Source organism: Polaribacter sp. IC066 (genome assembly GCF_007997085.1).
GTDB lineage: Bacteria > Bacteroidota > Bacteroidia > Flavobacteriales > Flavobacteriaceae > Polaribacter.
On record NZ_VORR01000034.1, the window covers coordinates 1 to 24653 of the forward strand.

A 24653-nucleotide genomic window follows, 5' to 3' on the forward strand; every position below is an offset into this window, starting at 1 on the left:
GATATAAAATTTAATCCGCCGTAAGCACTAATATTTTCTGTAGTTGTTGTAATTTTCACCTGTCAGGGTTTTCACCCAAGTTGGTGAAAATTATTGAGATGGAAAAGTCTTGTAACTACTATTTTTAAAGGACTTTCCGTTTCTTTTGAATTGAGACCTGCGGAGTTAAGGTTATAATAAAAATAAAACCTATGAAATCGATACAAATCGGTAAATTAATCTTTCACAAAAAGGCAATTCTAGCAGTAACTTTTTGTCTCTTTTTAAATGGCGTTATTATTGGGGCATTAATAGCTGCAAAGCAACTTGACGACATTTCTGTAAGTATATTTATAATAATGCCATTACTATTTTTACCTTATGTGCTTTTAAGAAAAAGAATCAGTAGCAACATACAAGAAATTAATTAAACTTAAATTTTAGTCAAAAAAATAACAATATGAACGAATTTGTAAGCTATCAATCAGAAGAAAATTACGCAATTATTACCATCAACAATGGGAAAGCCAATGCTATTTCTCATGAAGTTGTTGCGGGTTTAAACGAAAGTTTAGACAAAGCAGAACAAGAGGATAAAATTGTGATTTTAACAGGAACTTCTGGTATTTTTTCTGGAGGGTTTGATTTAAAAGTAATGACAAAGTCGCCAGAATCTGCTAAAGAACTGGTAACAAAAGGTTCTAAATTATCACATAGAATGTTGTCTTTTTCAAAACCAATTATTATTGCTTGTAATGGTCACGCAATTGCAAAAGGAGCGTTTTTACTGCTATCTGCTGATTATAGAATTGGTGTAGAAGGCGATTTTAAAATCGGTTTAAATGAAGTAATGATTGGCATGACCATGCACAATGCAGGAATTGCGATTGCAAAATCTCGTTTATCTGAAGTATACCTCAACAGAAGTGTAAACAATGCAGAAATTTTTAGTTCTAAAGATGCGCTAAAAGCTGGTTTTTTAGATATGATTGTGCCTGAAGATCATTTACTACCAACTGCCATTAAAGTTGCAGAGATGTTTACAAAACTGAATAAAAAAGCACACGCGGCAACAAAATTAAAGGTTAGAAAACCTCATTTAGATGCATTAACAGAAGCGATTGAGTTAGATTTAGCTGGAGAAATTTCTATCGATTCTTAATCAATTATGTTGTTTTAAATACCCTTTATTATTTTCATACAAAACGAAAAATCACATAAAGTTGTAGTACTTAATGTATTCATCCTTATGTGATTATTTTTGGATTTAAGCGACAGGTTTTTATGGTTTTACTTTTTTAAAATTCAATATATCTTTTTGCAATTTTATTAAGCATACAGTTTTTGGTTATAACACCGATTTTGTTTTCCAAACGGTTTTGTCTTTTCGACTAGAAGTAGAAATCACATAAAGTTGTATAATTTTGGAGTTCACATTCTGTCATTTCTCCTAAAGTAGAACTGGCTGAATAACTCGTTTTTGATATTTAAAAATAGCTATTAATTAATTGAAAACATTAGTGTCCGATTAAAAATATTTTTAATTTGATAAACCCTACTAAAATAAAGGATTCTACAAATTTTTTAAATGACCCCTTGCTTTTTTGAGAATAATTCAATGAAGATAAAGTAGACAATTTTATTTCAAGTTATATTTGTTTGTCAGATAGTTAGGATTAAGTCTTGGTTCTAAAAGCAGAGCAGCATTGAGTCTTTTATCGTTCAAGAATGAATTAAAATTAAGTAAATAGCAAGTATCCATACTAAAGTTTGTTCGTTAAGAATAGTAAAGTTTGAAATTTCAAAGTGATAACCTTACTATGAATTATAAAATTCCAATTTAGAAATCTCGAAATAGTTTATAAAACTACTCCTTCAAAAAATCCTTAATTCCCGCAGTAATTTTAGTATCTAAATGATTTTTTCTAGGAGTTAACGGACATGAAAACAATTCATTATAAGCACAATAAGGATTAAAGGTATTGTTAAAGTTCAACAATATTGTTCCGTTCGGTTGTTCATCAGTTGTCTTAATATCTAAATAACGCCCTGCACCATAAGACTCCTTTCCAGAAGTATTATCTGTAAAAGCCAAATATAAATCATCTTTATATTTCTCGTCTTCTAACTCTTCTTGACTTTGATAAATAGTTAGCTCAAAATCTTTTTCTTTTAAACTGAATTTTAAAACTCCGTATTCTTTGTACAACGCTTTTCTTTCGGTATTAGTTGCCATTGAAAAAGTAATTGCATTTTCTGTTTTTATTAATTTTGCTATTGCGATAAAAGTAGAATCTACAGGGAAAAAATCTAACCCTTTAAAATTCTTTAAATCTTTCTTTTTTAAGGGTGATTTTGATGCGTCTTTAAAACTTGCATTTAAATGCCGTTGATACTCGGTATCGCCCACTAAAGCTCTTTTATACTGGGAGTTACAAGAACTCAATAAAAATAAAAAAGAAAGTATCGTTAAAAATTTCATGCCGTAAATTTAATATTGCAAAAATACAACATTCAACTATTTTATGTAGCTTTATATCCTCCATAAGAAAAAATAAAAATGAGCATAATTTCAACATATTTCAGCAAAGTCACATTTGCTTATATCAATTAATACGCTCTAAATATTATTAAAATCATGTAAAAAGTCCGACTTCATAGTCGGACTTTTGCTTTAAAATAACACAATTTTAAAAACTATTGACTAGCTATTGTGACACTAAAATGGCTTTCGTATTTCTTAAAATCAACAAAAATGAAAAAAATAGTTAAAAATTATATCAACACGTTTAAAGGTCTTTCTGCAGAAGTTTGGTGGCTAGCACTTATTACACTTGTCAATAGAGCAGGTACAATGGTAATTCCGTTTTTGTCTTTATATTTAAATAAAAACCTAGATTTTTCGATTCCGGATATTGGTTGGATTATGTCTTTTTTCGGATTAGGATCTGTGGTAGGAACTTGGATTGGAGGAAAATTAACTGATAAAATTGGCTACTACAAAGTGATGTTTGTGAGTTTAATTTTAACAGGAATTTTCTTTGTTCTGCTGCAATATGTAAGCACTTTTAAAGGATTTTGCGCAGGTATTTTTTTAGTAATGTTCGTTGCCGATGCCTTTAGACCCGCCATGTTTGTAGCTTTAAGTGCGTATAGCAAACCAGAAAACAAAACAAGATCTGTAACTTTAATTCGCTTGGCAATTAATTTAGGTTTTTCTGCTGGGCCGGCAGTTGGTGGTCTCATTATTACGGGCATTGACTACCAAGCTTTATTCTGGGTAGATGGCGTAACTTGTGCTTTAGCGGCTGTTTTATTATTGCAAGTTTTACATCCGAAGAAAGCAAAAATACAAGATGAAGTAAAAGTTACAAACCCTATTTCTGCTTATAAAGACAAACCTTTTTGGATCTTTTTTATAGCAATGTTTATCTTTGGTTTTGTGTTTTTACAATATTTTTCTACCATGCCTTTGTATTATAAAGACGTTTGGTTTTTGTCTGAATTAGAAATTGGTTTGCTGATGGGCTTTAACGGATTTTTTATTTTTGTTTTTGAAATGCCGTTGATAAAATGGTTAGAAAATCCGAAGAATTCGAAAATAAAACTAGTGGCTATTGGCTTATTTTTAGTGGCCATAAGTTTTGTTGTTTTAAATATGTCTTCTTAGATTGGTATTTTAATGATTGGCATTTTCTTAATGACGGTTGGTGAAATGATTGCTTTTCCGTTTTCTAATGCCTTTGCTGTAGATCGCGCAAAAAAAGGAAATCAAGGAGAATATATGGCTTTGTATTCGATTGCATTTTCATTGTCCCATATTTTTAGTCATACTATAGGCATGCAAATGATTGCTGCCTTTGGTTTTGAATTTACCTGGAATGTCATCACACTTTTTGCGCTGCTTGGCGTGGTCATTTTATTTTTATTGACACGAATGCTTAAACAAGAAAAAGTTGCATAAATTAAAGTAGCATTCAGAAAACTTTAAAGTGTCATATATATAAAAGCGCAATATGCAAGCAACAGGAAGCCACCTGCTTTCCAGTTAAGAACATATTTTTTTGGCATTAAAACGAGTGGTAAAATTATAAATGAAATTCCTAACATCCAAAAAATATCGCTAGTTAGTAATCTTTCATCCGAAAGGGAAATTGGCGTAATTATAGAAGTAATACCAATGACTGCTAAAATATTAAAAATGTTAGAGCCTATTAAATTTCCTAACGAAATTGCTTTTTCTTTTTTAATAATTGCAATGATAGAAGCTGCCAATTCTGGCACACTAGTACCAATAGAAACTACTGTAACACCAATAACACGCTCTGTAACACCAAATTCTGTTGCTAAAGAAGTTGCGCCTCTTATCAATAATTCTGAACCACCGTAAAGCCCTGCGCCGCCTAAAATAAAAAAGAAAATAGTTTTAGAAACGGTTAGTGGTACTTCGCCGCCTTCTAACGGTTCTTCTATATCTGTGTTTTTCTGAAACCGTAAAAGATAAATTAAGAAAATCACTAAAAAAGAGAGTAAAATAATCCCTTCATATCTCACTATTATTTTATCGTTTGATAAAAAGAAAAAGACCAATACAGAGGCAATCATCATTACTGGCCAATCAATTTTATAGAATGATTTTTCTACAGTCATGCTGCCTAAAAGTAACGTAATTCCTAAAACCAATCCTATATTTGCAATATTAGAACCAATTACATTACCAAGTGCCAAATCTGACGAGCCATTTAAAGCTGCATTTATACTTACAATAAGTTCAGGGGCTGACGTTGCAAAAGACACTACCGTCATACCGATAACAACTTTAGAAATATTTAATTTTAACGATAACGCAACCGCCGATTTTAGCAGCCAATTTCCGCCGAAAACCAATAAAATTAAACCACCTATAATCAGTATAAAATTCATTCCATTTATTTTCTGTAAAGATACATTTTTATCACTTTATGAAGAAAATTATAAATGAAAAGCACTGATATAGTTTGTTCCATCACGTGTTTTTATTTCTGTTGTTAAAATCAAAAAACAAACTCTTTAGCTGTTAATAATTAGAGCACATTACATCGGTTAAAGTTGTAATTTATAGCCGATATACCCTTCTATTTATTACATTTTAAAACTGAATCTACTTTTATGGTTCTCTATATTTAATCAATTCAAAAAAAGTTTCTATAGCATTTGGTTCGTAAAGTTCAAACATACCCTCTTTAAAACAAAACCAAAATTAATTTTAGTTACAATCTCTTTAAAACTATTATGATAATGCTTGTTGCATTAAAATGTATTCAAACCATTTCAGAAATGCTGTGTGCTTTTGTTTTTTGATGTATCGTAAAAACAATAGCCCCGAAAAAGACGAAATTGTTTATTTTTTCTTAAATTTGAATATCAATCATTTTAAAATGAAGAAACAGATTTTTAAAATACTAGCCAAAATTAATAAGTTGGTTTTGCCTTCTTTTACCAAAAAGGAATTAGATATTTCTAAAGCATCTAAACTTCAATTAGCCATTATTGGTTGGCGCGCTTTTGTAACCATGCACTCACTAAATTAAAAACAGAAAACTATGATCAATGAATACGTGAAATTATTTACAGAATCTAATATTATTATTACAGGTTTAAAAAATATGCTTGAGGCAGAAAATGTGCATTACATTATTAAAGACAAGTTCGAATCTGCTCGGTTAGGCGGTTACGGAGAGCAATCTACTTCGGTAGAAATTCATGTCTTAAAAACAGACGCAACAGTTGCAGAAAATATTTTGATTGCCTACAAAGAAAAAATAAACGCATAAAAAGAACATAAGCCTTTCTAGTTTAAAAAAATGCTACTATATTTGCACCCGCTTAAAGGCCATGTGGCGCAACTGAATAGCGCACTTGATTACGGCTCAAGAGGTTGCTGGTTTGAATCCAGCCATGGTCACCAATAAAACCAGTACTTTACAACGTTTTTGTAAATACTGGTTTTTTAATTTGCTTAAAATTTGCCTAATTATTTTATTTTAAACTTCTTTTATAGGCTAAAAACAAGACGTTTTTCTATAGATCAAGGTCAAAAAATCAAAGAAACATCCGCAAGAAAAAGCATCCAACCATAAAAAAACCTCTTTTATGGTATTTCTATTTTGTGCTACACATAATAGTTCTTACTTATTTAATTTTTTAAAGTTCTAAAAATTGCTATTTTGATATTCCTTCAAACTTAATCACTTAACCACATACTTTTATTTTCTGTTGTAAAATCCTTACGTCTTAAAAACAAAAATTATAAGACAACACAGCGTTTTACCAAGCTCTTTCATCAACTAAACACCTATCTAAAAATCAATTTTTAGCAGCTCAAAAAATAGCTACTTTAAATTTATTTTAACAAATTAATAAGTCCTATTGTATGGTATCTTTACCCCTGCATAAAACGCATTCACTTTCTATACAATGTTTAGAGATTTAAAGACCTACATCACACAAAAAACAAATTTACAGGCATCAGATATCGATTTTATTTGCGGTCATTTCACAACTCAAAAAACCAAACGAAATCAAATTTTAATCAACTATTACGATATTTGCGAAGACTACTATTTTATCAACAAAGGCGCTATCCGTTTATTTACAGTGAACAAAGAAGGTCTTGAAACCTCTCGTTATTTTGCTTTTGAGAATATGTTTTGCACCGCGCTTCCTAGTTTTATTGATCAGCAGCCTGCTTTAGAATATTTACAAACTATTGAGGCCTCTGACTTGCTTATCATTTCAAGAAATGACTTTTATACATTAGTAAATACCTATTCAGAATTCGATAAAATATATAGAGAAATTCTAGAATTAGGTTTTATAACAGCTCAAAAAAGGATTTATGGCTTTCAAGGTTTTGATGCTTTAGAAAAAGTGCAATGGCTTATTCAAAATCAACCTAATCTCCTTTTAAGAGTTTCTAATAAAATGGCGGCTTCTTATTTAGGCATCTCTCCTTCTACCTTAAGTCGTGTAAAAAAGAAATTATAAAAAACGTTGACATAGAACAACATTCAATTTCCTTTTCAGCATTAATTTTGTCATCCATAGAAACAATCCTATAAAAAAAATGAAAAAAAGAATCTTTACAATGCTCCTTATATTAATTACAAGTTTCGGGTTTTCGCAACTTAAAGAGTATCAATTATCAACACATATTTTAGATGTATCTGAAGGATTACCGGCTAAAGATGTGAAAATTAAGTTAGAAAAATTAGATAGCAAAAAGAATGTTTGGCACTTTGTTGCAGAAAAAAGAACAAACGAAGATGGCCGAATTGGTGATTTTCTATCATCAAAAAAGAACAATGAAGGTATGTATCGTTTTACATTTTATACCGAAGATTATTTTAAAAGTAAGAAGATAAAAACTTTTTATCCTTTTATAGAAGTCGTTTTTAAATTAGAAGGTAAAAATCATTTTCACGTTCCTATTACACTATCGGCCTTCGGATATTCAACCTATAGAGGAAGTTAATTATGAAACCAACACTATCTAACCCGCTCTTGTATTTAATGAGCATTACTGCTGGCTTGGTTGTCGCAAATTTATACTATAGCCAGCCACTTTTGCACCTTATTTCGGTAGAGTTTAACGTTTCTGAATCTGCTGTTAGCAACGTTGCCCTTTTTACACAATTAGGCTATGCATTCGGCTTATTATTTATTATTCCCTTGGGTGATAAAATATCAAATCATAATATTTTACAATACGATTTTGTTTTAATGCTGATGGCTTTGCTTGCAACGGCGTTCTCAAACTCGCTACTATTATTAATTATAAGTAGTTTTTTTGTGGCTTTACGTCGGCAATTCCGCAATTATTTGTACCAATGGCTGCACAATTAAGTAATTCTGAAAATAGAGGTCGGTCTATTGGTATTGTTATGAGTGGTTTATTAATCGGAATTTTAGGAAGCAGAATTATAAGTGGTTTTGTAGGAGAAATTTATGGTTGGCGAACCATGTATTTTGTAGCCACTGGTTTAATGCTTCTTTTATTTGTGGTATTAATGTTTAAATTACCTAAACTAACCCCAGAGTATAAGGGAAGTTATGGCAGTTTAATGCGCTCTTTGTGGTATTATTTTAAAAAAGAACCCTCCTTAAGATTGGCAACTGTAAAGAGTGCTTTAGCTTTTGCCGGTTTGTGTGCATTCTGGACTACTTTGGTTTTTTTAATGGAAGAAAACTTTAATTACGGCAGCAGTGTTACGGGCGCTTTCGGTTTATTCGGAATTATTGGTGCGTTGGGCGCAACGGTTGTTGGCAAGCTAAACAACAAAATGAATAAGAACAAAATCATTATTTTTTCTGCCCTTTTGTTGTTATTTTCTTGGTTTGTATTTCTGATTTCAGCAAACTCTTTAGTAGGTATTGCTATTGGTGTTATTCTGGTCGATTTAGGTTTGCAGGCTTTGCACATCACCAATCAAAATATTATTTTTTCTAAAAATGAAGATGCCAGAAATAGAGTAAATACCATTTATATGGTTGGCTTTTTTATTGGTGGTGCACTCGGTACTAGTTTAGGAGCGATTCTATGGGAACATTTTAAATGGACTGGTGTTGCTTCTTTAGGAATATTGTTTTCAATTTTAATTATTGGTATTCAACTTATTTTTAATAGAAAGAATTTTTCTTAAAGTATGAAAGGACTTTCGCAGGTTCTATTTCAAAAGTAAAATCGCTAAATATAATTATCAAATTCATGAAAATATTTAATTATCCTGTAAATCTTTTATTCGGTCTGATTAGCATGCTTACCTTATATGCACAAGATAGAAGCAACTTGTATAGTTTACATCAGAAAGAAGCTTTAAACTTAACACATAAAGCCGATTTAAAAGCTCAAATAATAGACAAAAACATTTCTGTAGCTGTGCTAAATTCTTCAGAAATTGCTCTTTTATTGATAAAAGCAAATCACGTAGGTTTGCACAATACAAAGGCTTCTCACAAAAAAGCATATACATCGCTATCGACTAAAACCGCATATTTTGAGCTATTTAAAAAAGCAGCAAATAGCAATGATGCAAAAAGCTTAAACATACTTCCTGAACTTTTATTATTAGGTGGTGGTGTTCCTATCTATAAAAACGGACAACTTATTGATAGCATCGGAGTTTCTGGATGTGACGGTAGTAAAAACGACCACAATATTGCACTCCAAGCCATTCTAGGTTTAAGCGATTCGATTACCAAATAAAGTTACACTCTTTTAAACCAATCCTGGTAAAAAATAATATATCATTACAACGTATAACAAAACTTAAAATGAACGCTAAACTATTTTTATTTCTTCGTATCTTTTTTGGCATTTTTTTAGTCTTTTTTGGTCTAGATCATTTCCTTAATTACATTCCGTTTCCTGAAATGGCTCCAGAAGCAAACGCCTATTTTCAGAATCTTTTATCTACCTATGCAATGCAATTAGTTGGTGTTGTAGAAGTTACTGCTGGCTTGGCATTTATTTTTAATAAATTCGGCGCATTAATGGCTTTAATTTTAATGAGTGTTTCTATAAATGCAGTATTATTTCATTTGTCTCTTGACCCAGCAAAAATTTATGGTGCATTGGTCTTATTAGTTTTAAATATCATTTTTCTATATGCTTACAGAAAAAAATATAATACTTTACTCACAGCTGTATAAAACTCTTTTAGAATACCACCTTAACTTTCTAAAGGCGTAAAAAAATTAAACCAAAATGTCTTTTTTGAGCTTATCGAAAAATACGATCATCCTATTTAAAAACCCAAACAAGCTCAAAATAGACAAACGTTAAGATACTTTATATTATAAAATTAAATCGACAATTACACGTATTGAATTCAATTTATAAACGACATTTAAGAATTAGGTTTTTATAATCTCCAACCAAATGAAGTTTAAAAAACAGAAGCACACTTGTTGGTTGTATTTGCAGAATTCTTATCTTAAGTTACGCTAAAGCCTAATTTTATTGCGAAATCTAACGGTAAATCCTATTTTAAGTCAGAAACAAAACACAAATAATTCTAAATTATGAGAATTTTAATACTCGAAGTTCGGTTATAGGCGAACTAAAACGTATTATTGTACTTTAAATTTAAGGCATGAATGTATTGAAGGATAAAGAACAAAAAATACTGATAGAATATATTGGTGTAAGTTTAGAAGAAAGACTTCGTTTATCTCCGCTAGCATCAAGAATTTATGCGTTATTAATTTTATCTTCTTATGAAGGCATCACTTTTGATGACATTAGAGAAGCCGTAAAAGCGAGTAAAAGTTCTATTTCGGTAAATATTAATGTATTGCTTCAACTAGGTTATATTTCTTTTTTAACAAAATCTGGCGATAGAAAACGATATTTTAAAATTGCCAAATACTCAACAATTATCGCATTAGAAATATACCTTCATGAGATTGATAGTGAAAGATTAATGTTAGAAAAAATTAATGCCTTCAATAAAAAATACCATCCAGAAAAATTTATCAACGAAAAATATTTAGGAGTTATTTATGAAGAATATCTTCTAAAAAAAGAAAAATTAGTAGCAGAAACGATTCAAAAGATGTCTGATTTTCAGGATACTGATATTTAAGAGAATACTCTTAAAACCCATTAAGTTTCATAAAATGAACAACATCAGCACAGCATTATCGGAGAATTACAAAAATATCCTTTTCAGATTACAACGCATAGCATCGATGAATTAACCCCGAGATTCTGCTAAATACTGAAACAGATTCTGCTCATAAAGCAAGATTAGTTCAACTTTAACAATACTTTTATTGATTTAAGTTCGCCTAAATACGAACTAACACTATATTTGTTTTCGAAGAACGGGCAACAAAAAATTTATGAAAACTAAAATATTTTTATTCTCAATGATCATTTTATCAGTCTTGGGTTGTACCACTGAAAAAAAAGCAAAGAACAACGCAACAAGCACAACTGAAACCAACAATACAACTGCAGAGACAATGATTGAGAACAGTAAATGGATTCTCACCAAATTAGAGGGCGATGCCATAGCAGTTCACAAAGTAAATAGCCAAGAAATTTATTTTACTTTAAATTCAAAAACGAATAGAATTCATGGAAATTCTGGTTGCAATACATTTACGGGAACGTATATATTAGAGAAAGGAAACAGCATTTCTTTTTCTCAAATAACGTCTACAAAAATAATGTGTTCTACTACTAAAATTAATGAATCTAAAATTGTAGAAATTTTTAATACCGCGAACAGCTTTGCTGTTATCAATGGGGAATTAGCTTTAAATAATGCAAAGTTAACGCCTTTAACAACTTTTAAAAAGGCAACCATGAACAATCAAATTTCTATCGTAGAAAAACATTGGAAACTAAAAACTTTAAAAGGTACAGAGATAACAATGGCAAACCAGGAGCGTGAAATCTATTTTATGCTAAAAACAGGAGAGAAACGTGTGACTGGTTTTACGGGTTGTAATTCAATTTCTGGCAAATATCTTTTAGAAAAAGGAAATAGCATTCGTTTTAAAAATATGGCAACAACCTTAATGCTATGTCCTGATCTTGCTGTACACGAATCTAATTTACTAAAAGTTTTTGAATTAGCAGACAACTATACAGTTACAAATAATATGCTTTCTTTAAACAATGGTAAAAGAGTACCTTTGGGTATTTTCGAAGCTATTTATATGAAATAATATTGAAAATAAAATAGCCCAAAATTAAAGTTCTTATTGAACTTATTTACTCCGAAAATAAACATAATTTCATTCAGAATACTTTTTTATTGCTGCACTAGGCTCAATAAATTTTCTAATTCTTTTTTTTAAAAGTTGATGGTAAAAATTGAAAAACAAAAAAACAGTTGCTATAGAGCCAAGTCTTGCAACCCAATCGACAAAAAATCAATAAAAAAAGTATTGATGGTTTACTAAATTAAATTCTGAAAACTAAAAGATAAAATGTGTGCTGTACTTTTGTTTCTAAAATGAATATTTTGTGTTTTTAAGTTTAATTAAGACTATTAATCTCAATTAAACAGAACCAAAAGTGTTATAAATTTCTTAATATAATTTTATATTCTAATTTTATAAAACTTCAATTCTTATATTTACAAGTTATCAAATTACCTAAAACGTATGATTCAAAAAATATTGCTTACCCCTTTTCAAAAATTCATCAAAATTGAAGGTTTTAGTGGAATTCTATTATTATTAAGTACAATCATTGCTTTAATCTGGGCAAATTCTGCTTTTGGTGATTCTTACGCGGCCCTTTGGGAGTACAAAATAGGAATTTCTAGCGAAAATTTTGAACTTAAAAAACCACTAATACTATGGATTAATGATGGTTTAATGGCTATTTTCTTTTTTCTAATTGGTTTAGAAATAAAGAGAGAAGTATTAATTGGCGAGTTAAACTCCATGAAAAAACTAGCCTTTCCATTATTTGGTGCTTTAGGCGGTGTGATTGCTCCTGTTGCTTTATTTATGCTTTTAAATCAGAATCCAGCTACTTTTAAGGGTTGGGGAATTCCTATGGCAACAGATATTGCCTTTTCATTAGCTGTGTTAAATTCATTAGGAAAACGAGTACCCTTAAGTTTAAAAATATTTCTAATTGCATTTGCAATTGTAGATGATATTGAGGCAGTTTTAGTGATTGCCGTTTTTTATAGTGGCGCCATTAAAACAACATTATTATTAGTTGCTTTGGGGTTATTAGGTGTTTTATACTTCTTGTCTTACAGAGGTTATTACTCAAAATTTGTTTTGTTTTTTGTGGGAATTATTGTTTGGTTACTGTTCTTAAAATCGGGCGTTCATCCAACAGTTGCCGGAATTTTATTAGCATTTTCTGTGCCAATACGCCAAAAATTAGACACAACACCTTTTATAGAACAATTAGATAGCATTTTTAAAGACATTAAAAATGCAAGTGTTATTAGAAAACCTATTTTATCCAAAGAACAAATAGAAGCCATGGACGATTTAGAAAGCTGGAGTAAAAAGTTTCAATCGCCTTTGCAACATCTAGAGCATGGTTTACATGGTTGGGTTGCTTATTTTATCATCCCCATTTTTGCACTTGCCAATGCAGGTGTTTTGATTGATAGTTCTGTTGCCATAGAAGTTCCGCTTGTTATTAATATTATTTTGTGTTTGGTTTTGGGTAAAGGTTTAGGAATTCCGTTAATTATTTTTGTGGCAAATAAATTAAATTTAGTTCAAATACCGTCAGACGTCAGTTTTACACAAATTATTGGTGTTTCTTTTATTGCAGGTATTGGTTTTACAATGGCAATTTTTATTGCTAGTTTAGCATTCGCATCTAATCCAGAATATATAAGTTCTGCAAAAATAGGCATTCTATTAGGTTCACTAATTGCGGCTATTATTGGTTATTTTATTTTAAGAATAAGTTATAAAGAGCCCGCAATTGACGAGAAAGAATCAACAATAATTGCGAACGATTAAAAACTCACTTCACATTAACAATCAAAAAATGGTATTCTACAAAGAATATCATTTTTTTTTGAATCTTAACAAATCCTTAACCTTTATTAGTTCGTTAAAAAACGAACTAACCATACTTTTGTATCAAACTAAAAATAGCTCCGTTTGGAATCCATAGAAGAAAAAAATAAACTAATTGAAGAAGTTGGCGCTTTATTGCAAGAACGCGCAAACCTTTCTGCATTAGCTGCCAGAATTTACGCAACATTAATACTGTCTTCTAATGAGGGTTTAAGCTTCGATGATATTATAAATCAGATGCAAGCAAGTAAAAGTTCTGTGTCTAGCAACCTAAATGTTTTGTTGCAATTACATTATGTAGAATATTATACAAAACCCGGTAATAGAAAAAGATATTTTAGAACATCTGAATTCTATATCAAGAACACCATGGAACAACAAATCTATTTGATAGAAAAAGAATTGAGTGTTGTCTCAAAAATTAACAATTTCAACCAAAATCACAATCCAGAAAAATTTAAAAACGAAAAGTCTTTGGGATTACTATTTCACGAACATTTAGAAGATTTAAAAAATAAAATAAACGGCAAATTAGAAGAAATTAAACAATTTCAAAAACAATTATAAGCAAAAAATTCCATGAAAATTAGAACACAAAATATACTTTCACTTTTAGTATTCGCAATATTAATTTCTTGCGGAAATAAGCAGGAATCACAAAATACAGCATCTGCAAAACCTAGCGCAATGTCTTTACCTGTTATTCAAATACCCACTAAAACAGTTACTACTTATACAGAATACCCAACAAGCATTCAGGGAATTATAAACAGTGAAGTACGTGCTAAAATTACGGGTTACATTACAGATGTATTGGTTGATGAAGGTCGTAAAGTAAAGAAAGGTCAAATTTTATTTAAATTAGAAACTGCTTCTATGACGCAAGATGCAGCGGCGGCAAAAGCCAACATCAATGCTGCACAAGTAGAGGTTGATAAATTAAAGCCTTTGGTAGAAAAAAATATCATCAGCAAAGTTCAATTGGCAAGCGCAAATGCAAAATTACAACAAGCAAAAAGCAGTTATAATAGTATTGTTGCAAGCATTGCCTATGGCACTATTACAAGTCCTATAGATGGTTATGTTGGAGAAATTAGATTGAGAAAAGGTTCTTTGGTAAGTGCTGCAGATCAAATGCCTTTAACCACAGTTTCAGACATTAGCAAAGTATATGCTTATTTTTCTATGAATGAAAAAGAATATTTAGACTTTATTTTGAATGCCGAAGGAGCATCCAAAGAAGAAAAAATTAATAATTTACCAAAAGTCATCTTAATTTTAGCAAACGGAAGCGAGTATGAAAAGAAAGGAACTATTGAAACCATCAACTCACAGGTAAACAAACAGACTGGCTCAATTTCTTTTAGAGCTTTATTTGATAACGAAAACGGAATTTTAACCAACGGAAATAGCGGAGTTATAAAAGTGCCAACAGTTTTTAAAAATGTGTTGGTTGTGCCTCAAGCCGCTACTTTTGAAAATCAAAATAAACGTTTTATCTACACCTATAGAAAAGATTCTACAAATACAAACCGAGCAATTTCTAAATCTATAGAAATTAAAGGGAAAAGTGGCAATCTATATCTTGTAGAAAAAGGACTATCCGAAGGTGAAACCATTATTGCAAAAGGTCTCGGTAAATTAAGAGATGGCATGGCTATTAATCCTCAAAAAGCTGATTTTGATAGTATTGCTGCTCCTATTAAAAAAGACTTTCAATAATATCGTTTTAGCCGATAAACATCTGAATTGTACTATTACACTAAAAAAGATATCAACATTAATTGGAGAATTTTTTCGGTGTCTATCTCTTTTGATGTTGTACAAAATATAGTTCCGAACATAAAATAACAGCAGAAAAGCTGGCATTAATTAAAAAAACAAACATGTTAAAAGTATTTATAACGAGACCTGTTTTATCAACAGTCATCTCAATCATCATTGTTATATTGGGTATTTTAGGATTGCAATCGCTTTCTGTAACTCAATACCCAGATATTGCGCCACCAACAATTCAAATAACAGCCTCTTATCCTGGAGCAACAGCTGCTACTGTTTTAGAAAGTGTCATCATTCCTATTGAAGAGCAAATTAATGGTGTAGAAGGAATGACGTATATAAAATCTACAGCAACAAATAATGGTACTGCAAGTATTACGGTATTCTTTGATCAAGAAGTAGATCCCGATATTGCGGCAGTAAACGTTCAAAATAGAGTTGCCCGTGCAAATCCGTTATTGCCTCAAGCGGTAAGACAAATTGGAGTTTTAACTGAAAAACAACAAACGAGTGCGTTAATGTACATCAGTTTTTACAGTGAAAATGTTGCTTATAATGACACTTATTTACAAAATTATTTAAAAATTAATGCAGTTCCCGCATTTCAGCGTGTCAATGGCGTAGGTAATGTAACTGTTTTTGGTGCAAAAGATTATGCCATGCGTATTTGGATAAAACCAGAAAAAATGGCTGCTTATGGTTTAACACCAGCAGATGTTGCTGCGGCAATTAACGAACAAAGTCAAGAAGCAGCAGCAGGAACTATTGGCGAAAATAACGGCGAAGCTTTCTCGTATGTGATTACCTATGAGGGTCGTTATAAAAATCAAGAGCAATATGAAAACATCATTCTAAAATCTTTAGGAAACGGTGATTTTTTAAAGTTAAAAGACGTTGCCAAAATTGAATTAGATGCGCAATCCTTTTCATCAACGGCAAATACCAACGGAAACCCAAGTGTTGCTCTTGGTATTTTTCAAACGAAAGGTTCTGATGCACAAGCTATTATTGAAGAAATAAAAGTAACGTTAGCTTCTTTAGAAAAAGATTTTCCGGAAGGGATAGATTATGTAATTCCGTATGATACCAATGAATTTTTAAATGCATCCGTAGAAAAAGTGACCACCACTTTAATTGAAGCATTTATACTGGTTTTTTTAGTGGTATTTTTATTCTTACAAGATTTTAGATCTACATTAATTCCTGCAATTGCGGTTCCTGTTTCGATTATTGGAACATTTTTCTTTTTAAATTTATTCGGATATTCTATTAACTTACTAACGCTTTTCGCTTTAATTTTAGCAATTGGTATTGTGGTAGATGATGCCATTGTTGTGGTAGAAGCCGTACATGCAAAGATTGATGAAGGTGCAAAAGATGTACAAAAAGCAACTATTACTGCCATGAGCGAAATTTCTGGTGCTATTGTTTCGATTACTTTGGTTATGGCAGCCGTTTTTATTCCTGTAACCTTTGTAACGGGCCCAACCGGTGTTTTTTATGAGCAATTTGGGGTTACTTTAATTGTAGCCATTGCTATTTCTGCAGTAAACGCGTTAACATTAAGTCCTGCACTGTGTGCCTTGCTTTTAAAACCTCATTCTGATGAAGAAAAAAAGAAAACCTATTTACAACGTTTTTACGACGCTTTTAATAACGGATTTAGTGCTTTAACTAGAAAATACGGCCAATCTTTAGGTTTTTTATACAGACATAAATGGATAAACGTGGTAATTTTAATAGCGGCTGTTGGCGGAATTTATTACGCTTCTACCACTACTCCAACTGGTTTTGTACCCGATGAAGATAGAGGTTTGGTATTTGTAAATACAGAATTACCTCCTGGCGCTTCTGTAGATAGAACTGCCGAAGTAAATAGAACACTAAGAGCAAAAATATTAAAAATTGAAGGTGTAGAAGGCGTTACTTTAATTAGCGGAAGAAGTTTAATTAGTGGGGCTGGTAATAATTACGGTTTAGGATTTATCAAACTGAAAAATTGGAGCGAACGTACCACAGCAGCTACCTCCATTCAAGCTATTATTGGGCAATTATTTGGCGCTGCGGCAACCATACCCGAAGCCAATATTATTTTCTTTTCGCCACCGAGTATTCCGGGTTTTGGGAACTCGACAGGTATTGAGGTAAATTTACTTGATAAATCTGGAGGCAGTTTTGCCGATTTAGATAAAACAAATCAAGATTTTATCAACAAATTAAGTCAAAGACCTGAATTTCAATATGCGCAATCTTCTTTTAGTACAAAATATCCGCAGTATCAATTAGATATTAATATGCCTTTAGCAAAAGAATACGGTGTGAACGTGAATACTATTTTCAATACATTACAAGGATATATTGGTAGTATTTATGCCGCAGATTTTTCTCGATTCGGGAAACAATTTAGAGTAATCATTCAGGCTTTACCAAGTGATAGAGCAGAAAAACAAGATTTAAGTAATTTATTTGTACCAACCGGTTCTGGTGAAATGGCACCAATTACACAGTTTGTAAGTTTAGAGCGTTCTTTTGGGCCGCAATCTGTAAACCGATTTAATTTGTTTAACTCTACCTCTATTACAGGTGCGTTAAATCCTGGTTTTAGTACTGGTGACGGTATTGCTGCGTTAGAAGAAGTAGCAACTACATTACCAAATAATTATAGTACTGCCTATTCAGGATTAACAAGAGAAGAATTAGCTGCAGGAAACCAAACTACCTATATTTTAGTCTTGGTAATTCTGTTTGTATATTTCTTATTAGCAGCACAATATGAAAGTTATTTAATTCCGTTTGCCGTATTATTATCCTTACCACTAGGTGTTTTTGGTGCCTTTATCACCACAAAATTAGCCGGATTAGAAAACAACATCTATTTTCAAATTGCACTGATAATGCTCATTGGTTTGCTGGCAAAAAACGCCATTTTAATTGTTGAATTTGCCATACAAAGAAGAAAACAAGGGGAATCTATTTATGATGCCGCCATTAATGGTGCAAAAGCACGTTTACGTCCTATTTTAATGACTTCGTTAGCTTTTATCTTCGGATTAACGCCGTTAGTTATTGCAACCGGTGTAGGCTCTGAAGGAAATAGAGCTATTGGTACTGGTGCTGTTGGTGGTTTGTTGATAGGAACCGTTTTAGGAGTTTTTATCATTCCTATTTTATTCATGTTCTTTCAATGGTTGCAAGAAAAAGTGAGTTCTAAACCAAGTCCTGTAAACGAAAACGCACAATAATTCAATTTGAAACGTAAAAAGAAGAAATGAAAAATTCAATAATTATAAAATTTAGTATTGTTATTTTTAGTATGCTAACGCTTCAATCGTGTTTTGTAACAAAAGAATACGTAAAACCAGAAATCGCGGCATTAAATATCGACGAAAGTAATTTTAGATCCGATAAAATTTCTCAAGACAGCCTTACGATGGCAGATGTTTCTTGGAGAGACTTATTTACAGATGCTGTTTTAACCCAGTATATCGAAAAAGGCCTACAAAGTAACATTGATATTCGCGTTGCTTTGCAGCAAATTATCGCATCAGAAGCCTATTTTAAACAAGGAAAAGCGGGTAATTATCCTACTTTTTCTGTAAATGCGCAATATACACATCAAGAATTGGCAAGAAACAGTCAGTTTGGTTCTTTTTTTGATGGTGCTTTAGATCAATACGAATTAACTGGAGCGGTATCTTGGGAAGCAGATATTTGGGGGAAAATTAGAAGTAACAAACGTGCTTTTCAAGCAAGTTATTTACAAACAGTGGCAGCGCATCAAGCAGTAAAAACAAGATTGATTTCAAATATTGCCTCTGTGTATTACCAATTATTGGCGGTAGATCAACAAATTGCTATCACCAATAAAACCATCACCACCAGAGGCAATAGTTTAGAAACTTCTAAGGCGCTAAAAAAGGCTGGAAATGTAACTGAAGTAAGTGTAAAACAAACCGAAGCACAAGTATATACTGCACAGGCTATTTTGATCGATTTAAAAAATCAATCGCATATTTTAGAAAACACCATGGCCATTCTTTTGGGTGATATGCCAAGAGATATTGAACGTTCTACTTTAGAGAATCAAAAAATAAATACTGAATTAACACTGGGAGTTCCGGCGCAATTATTAAGCAACAGACCCGATGTAATTGCTGCAGAATTACGTTTTAGAAATGCTTTTGAAATGACCAATGTTGCGAGCAGTAATTTTTATCCTGCGCTTACCCTTTCTGCTGGCGGAGGTTTACAAAGTTTAGATTTTGACAACTTATTTAGCGCAAACTCTATATTTGCTAACTTTATAAGTGGTTTAACCCAACCTATTTTAAACGGCAGAAAAATTAAAACACAATTAGAAGTTTCAAAAGCACAACAAGAACAAGCAAGATTAAGTTTTCAGCAATCTGTTTTAAATGCCTCTAAAGAGGTTTCTGATGCCATGTTTGCCTACGATTCCGCATCGCAAAAAATAGACATCAAACAAAAAGAGTTTCATGCCTATGATTTGGCTACACAATATTCTCAAGAATTATTAAACAACGGTTTGGCAAATTATTTAGAGGTTTTACGCTCTGAAGAAAATGCTCTTAACTCTAGTTTAGATTTGGTGAATGCAAAAAATAGTCAACTACAAGCTGTAGTAGATTTATACCAAGCACTTGGCGGCGGTTGGCAATAAGAAAACGTTTTTGAATAGCGTTAACAAATGAATCGATACGACAAAGAAACATTCTTTTTAAACAATAACTTGCAAAAGCTTTTGACAGTAAAATGGCTAAAGCATAAAAGTAAATTATTAATTAAAAACAGATCCACATGAAAACGAATATCGGAATTTCAGAAAGTAATAGAGCAAATGTATCAGAAATATTGGCAAAATTACTAGCAGATGAATTTGTATTATATACCAAAACATTAAAAGCACATTGGAACTTAGAAGGGCATGATTTTCATACAAAACACGTATTTTTTGAAGAACATTACAATGCCATTAAAACATTTACAGATAGCGTTGCAGAACGTATTCGGAAAATAGGACATTATGCTCCAGGAACTTTAAGAGAGTTTTTAGACTTAACACATCTATCAGAAAAATACGAAGGTAGTAACACGAGTAACGATTATATCGTAGCATTGTTAGCAGATCATGATGCAATTATTCAATATATTCGAGCAAACATCTCAAAAGTTGGAGAAGATTATAAAGATGTCGGTTCAGAAGATTTCTTAACAGGATTAATGCAAGAGCATGAAGAAATGGCTTGGATGTTAAGAGCGACTGTTGTGAAAGGATAAGTACAAAATTTATTAAAAAAAAATAACTAAAGGGTTAAATTCAATTTGAATTTAACCCTTTTTTGTGACCAGATTGTGTGCATTGATTAAAAACTTTATCATATTTCTTATAAAACACACCTGTTATAGCCATTTAATGCTAGCGTGTAGTTTGATGCTTAATTTAGTATTATAACGCTAGAGGTATCTGTTGCAACCCTTATTTTAATTTAGTGTGTTTCCTCTATTTTCTTACCTTTATTACTATTGTTGCAAACAATAATTGGTTCGAAAAAGTGTTCTTGAAAAGATTAAAAAAAAACCAAGACCTTACTAATCCTTAATTTTTAAGATATGTAGCCGTTTTTACTATTTGTTTTATTGACTTGCACTTTCGTTTATTAGCATTTTCTTCTTTACAAGGAATTGCGCAAATTTTATAATTAGGCCCGGCGTTATCGTTTTAATTGCAAGTGTTGCCGCACAACTAACCCAATCTAATTTAGTCGATGGTTTTTTTATAATTACTTTTAACCTTTTAAAATTGGCGACGTTATTAAGGTAACAGATACCAGTGCTGGCAATGTGTTAGATATTAGGTTGCACCACAGGATATTAAGAACTTTATAAAATAAACAACCTCGGAGCAGCGCTATCCGGATATCAAAAAAAATAACCTTTTAATATTTCTACGCAGCGCATATGGGTATTAAACCCAAAATCCCGCTAGATACTGAAACAAGCCTGCTTGCCGGACAGGAGTTTCAACTTATAATTTTGAATTCATAGCTTCCCACTTTTTCAAAATTGAGTATCATTAATAAATTTTATAGTTTAATATTCAAAATAAATATATCTTGTTAAAATATTTATTTTTAGTCTTATTTAGACACATTATTTGTAAATTCAAAAACTTTTAAAATAGTTATTAAAATGGCAAAAAACATTACGTTACATAATCGTATAAATACCGGTTTAGCACTTACCATAGTTCTTTTATTAGTTTTTGCAACTAATAGAATTGACAAAAGACATTTTGATACCGTACAAAATGCAGTTACTACGTTGCACACAGACAGAGTTGTTGCCCAAGATTTTATTTATAAAATGAATACAATCATTTATAAAAAGCAACTGCACATTATGAGTGCTGGACCTAAAACCATAAAGGAAAAATTAAACGAAAATTTTTTCACACTCATAGAAGAGTTTTCCGAGACGAAACTAACCACTAAAGAATCTAAATTATTTAACAGATTAAAAGATGATTTTGAGCAATTAATAGAAACAGAGAAGAAAGTTTCTAAAGATAATTTAAATGAAAAAGGACTTATAAAAAATTTAAATATTATAAAAAAGGACTTAATTAGTCTGTCTGAAATTCAGATTTCTGAAAGTAGACGTTTAACAAGTATCGCACAAAAATCTTTAGACACCAATACTTTAATGTCTAATTTAGAAATTGGTTTTTTGCTGCTAATCGGTTTAATACTTCAATACATTATATTTTATAGAGTAAAAAAGACAAAAAAAACAGCAATAAACGAATAAAATTTCGCTTTATTTAAAAGAGTCTTCAAAAAAAGAAACTATCTAAAGTTAGTTTCCTCTCCTTCTTATTGATGGAACAAATAATCTTCTGTTTCAAACTAGTTTTAATGAAAATTGCAATTCGTTTAAGATGAATATTTTAATGTACTTTGGATGCAAAATAGCTTATGAATACAGCCTATCTTTGAAATAAATATAAAACTTCAAATCTGCAACACAGCAAAACCTTTAGATAATTACGATTGATAAATATTAACATCGTATCGATATAACATTACTTTATAGATTAAAAACTCTCTAAAAAATGTCGTAAACAAAGGGTTTTTGAAAATTAAGAAAATAACGAACTATACCTTCGAGGTTAATAACAGCCGTTTTTAGTGTTTGACTGCCGTAATATGTTTTACAAAAATTAAAATTTTAAAACAAATTACACTACCACTCCAAATTAAGACTTTCAGTTTAATTAATACTTATTAACCCATATAGTGCTTTATCACGCAATGTCTAATTCCTTTAAAACTCACTTAATTTATTCGAGCTACTAAAAATCAAAAGCTTGTATTGTATCTTAAAAATGCTTTCTATTTTGGCACATAGATGGCTATATAGGGATTAGACATTTTAACGCAAAAAATAGCAATAAGCCTCTATAGAAGGTTTTAAAATAGAGCAATACATAGCAAAATACAGCTGATGAGTACCTATCGAGACTTAAAAGATTTTAAACCCACAAAAAACATAAGCTGCAAACTCTAATTCTCTTGAAACTTTTGGAGAATAGTTTTAATAAAAAAACATAGTAACAATCTTTATTACAAAACAGTCAAGTAAATTTTTGACAGTCTTTTTATTCTTTTAGCCCAAAGATAATTACTGCACATCAAAAACACTCATTATTAAATTTTACAAAAGTATTTTTAATTAAGAAGAACTTACTTAAATAAGAATCTTAACAGATTTTTAGGAGAATACATACCTGTTTTTAGAACTTATAGAACATAATTTAAAAAGAGCGTTTTGCTAATATAAAAATGATTGGTAACTTGCATTCTAAAATCTTATAATTGAACTTAAAAAAAAATAGTAAAGAAATATTCGTTGTACTCATACTTTTTTTGTGTGCTTTCTTATTCATTGCTAATACTGCTGCCTCTAAAGATGAAGTAGTGCCGATTAAAACACCTATTCTAATTAAGATAAAAGAAGAGCCTTCTATTTTAATAGAGCATTATTCTGAAAATGACACAAAAAATGTGCGTCACAAATTAGACTCGCTATTAAAACGTATTAATAAAAGACACGATTTTAACGGAGCAGTATTAGTAGCAAAAAACAAAAAAATATTATATAGCAATCAGATAGGAATTGCAGATTTCAAAAATAAATCTCTTTTAAATAAAGAATCTGTATTTCAATTAGCTTCGGTAAGTAAACAGTTTACCGCAGCTGCTATTATGCTTTTGAATGAAAGGAATAAAATTAAGCTTACAGACACTGTAAATACCTATTTCCCTGACTTTCCTTTTAAAGCTGTAACTATTAAAAATCTATTAAATCATACCGCAGGATTGCCAAAATATTTTTGGGTCGCAGAGCATAAATGGCAGAAAGAAAAAGCACCCACGAACAGTGAAATGATGGAGTTTCTAGAATCAAGTGACGTGAAACGTTACTTTAAACCTGGCCGTAACTTTGATTATTCTAACACAGGCTATTTTGTGTTAGCCTCTATTGTTGAAAAAGTTTCTAGCACTTCTTTTAGTTCTTTTTTAAAAACGAATATTTTTGAACCGCTACAAATGGACAATTCATACGTATATAGTTTTGAAAATGACAGTGTTAAGGAAAATCAATTAGATGGCTATAGATTGTATAGAGGTTGGAGGCATTTAAAAATTAACAGCACTGTAAATGACGCAATTGTTGGCGATAAAAATGTTTATACTACTGCAGAAGATTTATTTAAATGGACTCTTGGATTAAGTTCAGGAAAACTGCTTAAAAAAGAGTCATTAGACCTCATGTACTCCAAAGGAAAAACAGTTTATGGAAGAGAAATACCCTATGGCTTTGGTTTTAGAATTAATACTAAAGGACAAAAAAGTATCTATCATCATGGTAGATGGAATGGTTTTAGTACTGGACTTACAGAATATTTAGAAGATGATTTGGTCGTTATTGTTTTAGAACACACGAGTTATAATGCTATAAGATCACTTAACAAAAAAATAAAGAAAATTGTTGCTGAAAATTTTGGGGTTTAAATTTGTAATAATAACTAAACCATCCACACTATTTATTTCGATTCCTAAACGATAGCAATCTATCTCTAATAAATCTTCACTATTAAAAATTTTAACTTACTAAATTTTGCATCCGCTCTAATAAGAAAAAACCTCTATAAATATACCAAGGTCACAAAAATTAATTTTAACTATTAAACTCGCATCAATAGAAGTTTACTTTTTAAAGAACCTATTTTATTAAAGGACATCATCAGTTCCGTG

The 24653-nt window shown here is 31.0% G+C and carries 22 protein-coding genes, 1 tRNA gene and 1 pseudogene; 22 read left to right on the top strand and 2 right to left on the bottom strand.

Annotation, left to right across the window (positions count from 1 at the left end; genetic code table 11):
- Positions 1-191 precede the first annotated feature (191 nt).
- Positions 192-410 (top strand): hypothetical protein, encoded by a 219-nt coding sequence (locus ES044_RS11985; RefSeq protein ID WP_147187195.1) that lies wholly within the window; start codon positions 192-194, stop codon positions 408-410.
- 29 nt (positions 411-439) lie between these two features.
- On the top strand, positions 440-1141 hold the full coding sequence (locus ES044_RS11990; RefSeq protein ID WP_147117808.1) for a crotonase/enoyl-CoA hydratase family protein: 702 nt from the start codon (positions 440-442) through the stop codon (positions 1139-1141).
- 705 nt (positions 1142-1846) lie between these two features.
- Here ES044_RS11990 and ES044_RS11995 read toward each other — a convergent pair.
- On the bottom strand, positions 1847-2461 hold the full coding sequence (locus ES044_RS11995; protein ID WP_147117807.1) for a DUF1684 domain-containing protein: 615 nt from the start codon (positions 2459-2461) through the stop codon (positions 1847-1849).
- Between the two features lie 273 nt (positions 2462-2734).
- On the opposite strand from ES044_RS11995, the pseudogene ES044_RS12000 reads away from it, so the two are divergent.
- Positions 2735-3943: pseudogene (locus ES044_RS12000) on the top strand (MDR family MFS transporter).
- A gap of 23 nt (positions 3944-3966) precedes the next feature.
- Here the strand turns inward: ES044_RS12000 and ES044_RS12005 are convergent.
- Positions 3967-4902: a calcium/sodium antiporter gene (locus tag ES044_RS12005; protein WP_147117806.1), complete on the bottom strand. Its 936-nt coding sequence runs from the start codon at positions 4900-4902 to the stop codon at positions 3967-3969.
- Positions 4903-5396: 494 nt separating this feature from the next.
- Here ES044_RS12005 and ES044_RS12010 point away from each other — a divergent pair, with 494 nt between their 5' ends.
- The 19 genes from ES044_RS12010 to ES044_RS12095 all read left to right on the top strand — a co-directional run bounded on the left by ES044_RS12010 (position 5397) and on the right by ES044_RS12095 (position 24410).
- Positions 5397-5549 (top strand): SsrA-binding protein, encoded by a 153-nt coding sequence (locus ES044_RS12010; protein ID WP_147117805.1) that lies wholly within the window; start codon positions 5397-5399, stop codon positions 5547-5549.
- A 12-nt stretch (positions 5550-5561) separates the two neighbouring features.
- Complete coding sequence (locus ES044_RS12015) at positions 5562-5792, top strand: putative signal transducing protein (RefSeq protein ID WP_147117804.1); 231 nt, start codon at positions 5562-5564, stop codon at positions 5790-5792.
- Positions 5793-5849: 57 nt separating this feature from the next.
- A tRNA-Arg gene (locus ES044_RS12020) sits at positions 5850-5926 on the top strand.
- Positions 5927-6435: 509 nt separating this feature from the next.
- Complete coding sequence (locus ES044_RS12025; RefSeq protein WP_147117781.1) at positions 6436-7005, top strand: Crp/Fnr family transcriptional regulator; 570 nt, start codon at positions 6436-6438, stop codon at positions 7003-7005.
- Between the two features lie 79 nt (positions 7006-7084).
- Positions 7085-7492 carry a hydroxyisourate hydrolase gene (uraH, locus tag ES044_RS12030; protein WP_147117780.1) on the top strand — a complete coding sequence of 136 codons (408 nt, stop codon included), beginning with the start codon at positions 7085-7087 and terminating at the stop codon, positions 7490-7492.
- A 2-nt stretch (positions 7493-7494) separates the two neighbouring features.
- Positions 7495-7863, top strand: coding sequence for a hypothetical protein (locus ES044_RS18940; RefSeq protein ID WP_223813555.1), 369 nt, complete (start codon positions 7495-7497; stop codon positions 7861-7863).
- Positions 7848-8660, top strand: coding sequence for an MFS transporter (locus ES044_RS12035; protein WP_262712386.1), 813 nt, complete (start codon positions 7848-7850; stop codon positions 8658-8660). Before ES044_RS18940 ends, ES044_RS12035 begins: the two co-directional genes overlap by 16 nt.
- Positions 8661-8725: 65 nt before the next feature.
- The gene (locus ES044_RS12040) at positions 8726-9223 is read left to right on the top strand and encodes a GlcG/HbpS family heme-binding protein (RefSeq protein ID WP_147117779.1); all 498 of its coding nucleotides are present in this window, start codon (positions 8726-8728) and stop codon (positions 9221-9223) included.
- Positions 9224-9291: 68 nt separating this feature from the next.
- Entirely contained in the window at positions 9292-9669 is a 378-nt protein-coding gene (locus tag ES044_RS12045) for a DoxX family membrane protein (protein ID WP_147117778.1), read from the top strand.
- A 443-nt stretch (positions 9670-10112) separates the two neighbouring features.
- Entirely contained in the window at positions 10113-10604 is a 492-nt protein-coding gene (locus tag ES044_RS12050) for a GbsR/MarR family transcriptional regulator (RefSeq protein ID WP_147117777.1), read from the top strand.
- Between the two features lie 286 nt (positions 10605-10890).
- On the top strand, positions 10891-11697 hold the full coding sequence (locus ES044_RS12055; protein ID WP_223269091.1) for an META domain-containing protein: 807 nt from the start codon (positions 10891-10893) through the stop codon (positions 11695-11697).
- A 441-nt stretch (positions 11698-12138) separates the two neighbouring features.
- Entirely contained in the window at positions 12139-13476 is a 1338-nt protein-coding gene (gene nhaA, locus ES044_RS12060) for a Na+/H+ antiporter NhaA (protein ID WP_147117775.1), read from the top strand.
- A 144-nt stretch (positions 13477-13620) separates the two neighbouring features.
- Positions 13621-14103, top strand: coding sequence for a GbsR/MarR family transcriptional regulator (locus tag ES044_RS12065; RefSeq protein WP_147117774.1), 483 nt, complete (start codon positions 13621-13623; stop codon positions 14101-14103).
- Between the two features lie 12 nt (positions 14104-14115).
- On the top strand, positions 14116-15258 hold the full coding sequence (locus ES044_RS12070; RefSeq protein WP_147117773.1) for an efflux RND transporter periplasmic adaptor subunit: 1143 nt from the start codon (positions 14116-14118) through the stop codon (positions 15256-15258).
- Positions 15259-15422: 164 nt separating this feature from the next.
- Entirely contained in the window at positions 15423-18557 is a 3135-nt protein-coding gene (locus tag ES044_RS12075; protein ID WP_147117772.1) for an efflux RND transporter permease subunit, read from the top strand.
- A 26-nt stretch (positions 18558-18583) separates the two neighbouring features.
- Positions 18584-19996 carry an efflux transporter outer membrane subunit gene (locus tag ES044_RS12080; protein ID WP_189663161.1) on the top strand — a complete coding sequence of 471 codons (1413 nt, stop codon included), beginning with the start codon at positions 18584-18586 and terminating at the stop codon, positions 19994-19996.
- 137 nt (positions 19997-20133) lie between these two features.
- Complete coding sequence (locus ES044_RS12085) at positions 20134-20613, top strand: Dps family protein (protein ID WP_147117771.1); 480 nt, start codon at positions 20134-20136, stop codon at positions 20611-20613.
- 912 nt (positions 20614-21525) lie between these two features.
- The gene (locus tag ES044_RS12090) at positions 21526-22143 is read left to right on the top strand and encodes a hypothetical protein (protein ID WP_147117770.1); all 618 of its coding nucleotides are present in this window, start codon (positions 21526-21528) and stop codon (positions 22141-22143) included.
- Between the two features lie 1067 nt (positions 22144-23210).
- Positions 23211-24410 (top strand): serine hydrolase domain-containing protein, encoded by a 1200-nt coding sequence (locus tag ES044_RS12095; protein WP_189663160.1) that lies wholly within the window; start codon positions 23211-23213, stop codon positions 24408-24410.
- Positions 24411-24653: the final 243 nt, after the last annotated feature.